This is a genomic window from Magnetococcales bacterium (genome assembly GCA_015232395.1).
Taxonomy (GTDB): domain Bacteria; phylum Pseudomonadota; class Magnetococcia; order Magnetococcales; family JADFZT01; genus JADFZT01.
Genome location: JADFZT010000004.1, coordinates 1 through 2,978, shown reverse-complemented (window position 1 = coordinate 2,978; position 2,978 = coordinate 1). Strand labels below are relative to the sequence as shown.

Below are 2,978 nucleotides of genomic sequence, written 5' to 3'. Positions count from 1 at the left end.
GTCCAGACAATCCATTGCGGGATTCGTCAGAATCCAGCCTGTTTTGTGGTAACAATTTGACACTGGATGCCAGATGTCGGTTTTTTTGGAACAGGCCCTTCATCCACTCCCCCCCAAGCAACAAGTTCGCTCTATCCATCCGGGAAATCCATCCCCCCCTTTGATCTGCCACTCTTTTATGAAAAGAAGAGCGCTCATTTGATTGTTGACATGATTATCATGCAACGCTAAACTTTTGATTAGCATTTTACCGCAGCATCAGCTGCTATCACGATCTTTTCGAAAATTGTCCCCATCATGATCGCCGAAAATCGCCTACACGCTTTACGCAAAGCCAAACTTCTGGAAATCATTCACCGGGAGGGAAGTCAGGCCACGGTTGCCCGCAAAGTTGGTACTGACAAATCCTATCTTTCCCAGATTGTCAGCCCCAAAGGCTCTCGTAATGTGGGAGAGGCCCTGGCCAGACGGATCGAAGAGGCTTATGGGCAAGCGTATGGTTGGATGGATGAATCCTTTGACGAGGATGAAAAGTTGCCTTTTTTGGATCTTGGGGAGCTTTCCAACGAATTTGTACCCATCCCACGACTGCAAGTGGGAGCGAGCCTCGGTCCCGGGATGGAAGCCCCTGAAGCAGAGGCGATCAACGGACATCTTGCCTTCAAACGGGTTTGGCTGCAAAAACGGCGTCTGAATCCCAAATTTCTCACCATCATCGACGCCATCGGCGATTCCATGCATCCCACCATCTCCGATGGCGATGTTTTGTTAGTGGATTTGCGCCAGAAGGAGCCTCTGGATAACCGGATTTTTGTCCTCAGGATGAACCGTCATCTCTATGCCAAACGGCTTCAGTTTCGCCAGCAAAGCCAAATCATGGTGCTTTCCGACAATCCCAACTCCCCTGCTTTTAATGTAGAGAGTGAAGGAGATATGGGTTTGGATATTATTGGCCGGGTGGTTTGGGCCGGGAAGGATCTTTAGGTTCCCTTGATCTGAAGTGGCAGGTGTTCTTCGCTTGATCTGAAGTGACAGGTGTTCCTGGCAAGAGACACTCTCAGAAAATCGGAGCCTTTGGGGCGTAGGTGAGGGTTCTGGGATGGTTTTGATATTGTCAGTAGCCGCAGCACCGTAGGGTGATAGTCGCCGCAGAAGTGCAAGATACCCGTGTCAGCAAAATCTGGCCTGTTGTTGTGGCTCTGTTTAATCCCGCGTGCCTTCCGTTCGGCCACCAAACGTCTCTTCCAACGCTTCCTGATGGATATCGTTCCCTTCATCACGCCCTTCACCAGAGCTGTTTTCCCCGATTTCGTCAGGAAGAGAAGCCTGGATATTCTCTACGGCTGATTCTGTGGCTGCCTCCATATAGGCCTGGGTTGCGGCTTCGGTAGCGGCGTTGAAGGCCTCTTCCGGGGTGTTGCCATTTTGCAGGGCTTCGGCAAATGTTTCGGTGCTGGCAACCATGGCCGCTTGCAGCTCTTCACCGGGTAGTCCCTGGTTTTCGGCCTCTTCCACAGCAGCTTCAACACTGGTTTGGAAGGCTTCTTGAGGAGAGGCTCCATTTTGGAGTTCACCAAAGAAGGCATCGGAGGCTGCTCCCATCACTGCCTGGGTTTCCTCTACAGGTATGCCCTGGGCAGAGGCTTCATTCAATGCAGCTTCTCCAGCCTCAGCCAGGGCCTCCTGATGGCTGGCACCTCCTTCGATGGCATTGTGGTAGGTATTCTGCCCGGCATCCACCACCGCATCTACTGATTCTGGAGGGTCCAAATCACCGGAGGCCTCATGAAAAAGGCTGGAGGCCATTTCCCTGCCTGCCTGAGCTGCTGCTTGGGCTGCTTCCAGATCCGATGCACCACTGGCGATGGCCAAATCATAGGCTTCGGAGGCGGCTGAACGGATTTGAGTCCCGATTTCGCTGATGGGGTCGGGTGGTGGCGCTGGATCGTCGCTATCGGGATGGGGATAATAATCGTCGGTTTCGGGAGGGGGTGGAAGCTCATCGGTATCGGTAGAGGGGTGAAAATCGTCGATTTCGGGCGGTGGAGGGAGCTCGTTTTCCAATCCGGCATCCAAGGCATCCAGCACCATAGATCCCATTTCACCCCCCAGCAGACCCGGGGCGATACGATCTTCCAGTTGTTCTATTTTGGGCGCTTTGGCCTTCTTTTTTTTCTTTTTCATGATTATTTGCCGATAAAGTGGCGAACCAGCCGCCAACAGATACCCTGCTCATTTAACATCGTGCCTGAAAAGTACCTTTCGTTTCAATCCTTTTCCAGCTGTTAGACCACTTTTTTGAACCACCACCACATCTTTTCCTCTGGATTGAGTCCCCCGAAAAAAGTCCGTTCAAGCTTGATAGCATTCCCAGGCCAGTTGACTGCTTGATGTGAAAATCTCACCAAACCGCCCAAAAACCTCGCTCTGCCCCTCCCTGACCCACCTTTCAAAGCCCAATCCTGCGAGAAACGAGGGGGATTTACCCCATTACGCCGGAACGAGTTCTGTCTTTTCAACTTTTCCGGCCATTTGGGCGCATCTGTAGCGTAGAAATCGTTTCACGTTACTGGCCAAAGCCTTCATTCTGACCGCAAAGGCGACCCGAATCAGACGCCGGGTCCAGACCTTGCCCAGACCATGTGCCGTCTTGAGAGCCGCATTGACTGACTCGCCCCCAGCGCGAATGGCGTATTCCTTTTTGAACTCCTCGGTCTCCTCCCGCGCCCGACTGTAGGCAGTGGCGATATCCCGGCCTGAGTTTCTGGCGGGTGGGCACATTTGAGCCTATCGAAAAATCAAATCCTAAAGAAAACGACATGTTACGGTACTTTGTGGGCTGTTTTCGCGTGAAATGTGTAGTCACACGACTATTCATTTAACCGATTGACATGAAACGTGGAAAATGTCATCAATATGGGCATGTATCTACGAACCACCAAACGCAAGAACAAAGACGGGTCGGTAGTCGAGTACTT

The 2,978-nt window shown here is 52.0% G+C and carries 3 protein-coding genes; 1 reads left to right on the top strand and 2 read right to left on the bottom strand.

Translation table 11 applies throughout. The features are described 5' to 3' along the window. The first annotated feature begins 297 nt into the window (after positions 1 to 297). Complete coding sequence (locus HQL52_02075; protein MBF0368218.1) at positions 298 to 984, top strand: LexA family transcriptional regulator; 687 nt, start codon at positions 298 to 300, stop codon at positions 982 to 984. 219 nt (positions 985 to 1,203) lie between these two features. Here HQL52_02075 and HQL52_02070 read toward each other — a convergent pair whose 3' ends face one another. Both HQL52_02070 and HQL52_02065 read right to left on the bottom strand, forming a co-directional pair. Then, a complete protein-coding gene (locus HQL52_02070) occupies positions 1,204 to 2,184 on the bottom strand; it encodes a hypothetical protein (protein MBF0368217.1) in 981 nt (326 codons plus the stop codon). A 306-nt stretch (positions 2,185 to 2,490) separates the two neighbouring features. Next, positions 2,491 to 2,781, bottom strand: a complete 291-nt coding sequence (locus tag HQL52_02065; protein ID MBF0368216.1) for a transposase — start codon at positions 2,779 to 2,781, stop codon at positions 2,491 to 2,493. Between the last annotated feature and the right edge of the window lie 197 nt (positions 2,782 to 2,978).

Excerpts from the sequence above, each read along its gene's own strand:
- HQL52_02070 (MBF0368217.1), bottom strand. The coding sequence starts at position 2,184 with ATGAAAAAGAAAAAAAAGAAGGCCAAAGCGCCCAAAATAGAACAACTG.
- HQL52_02075 (MBF0368218.1), top strand. The coding sequence starts at position 298 with ATGATCGCCGAAAATCGCCTACACGCTTTACGCAAAGCCAAACTTCTG.
- HQL52_02065 (MBF0368216.1), bottom strand. The coding sequence starts at position 2,781 with ATGTGCCCACCCGCCAGAAACTCAGGCCGGGATATCGCCACTGCCTAC.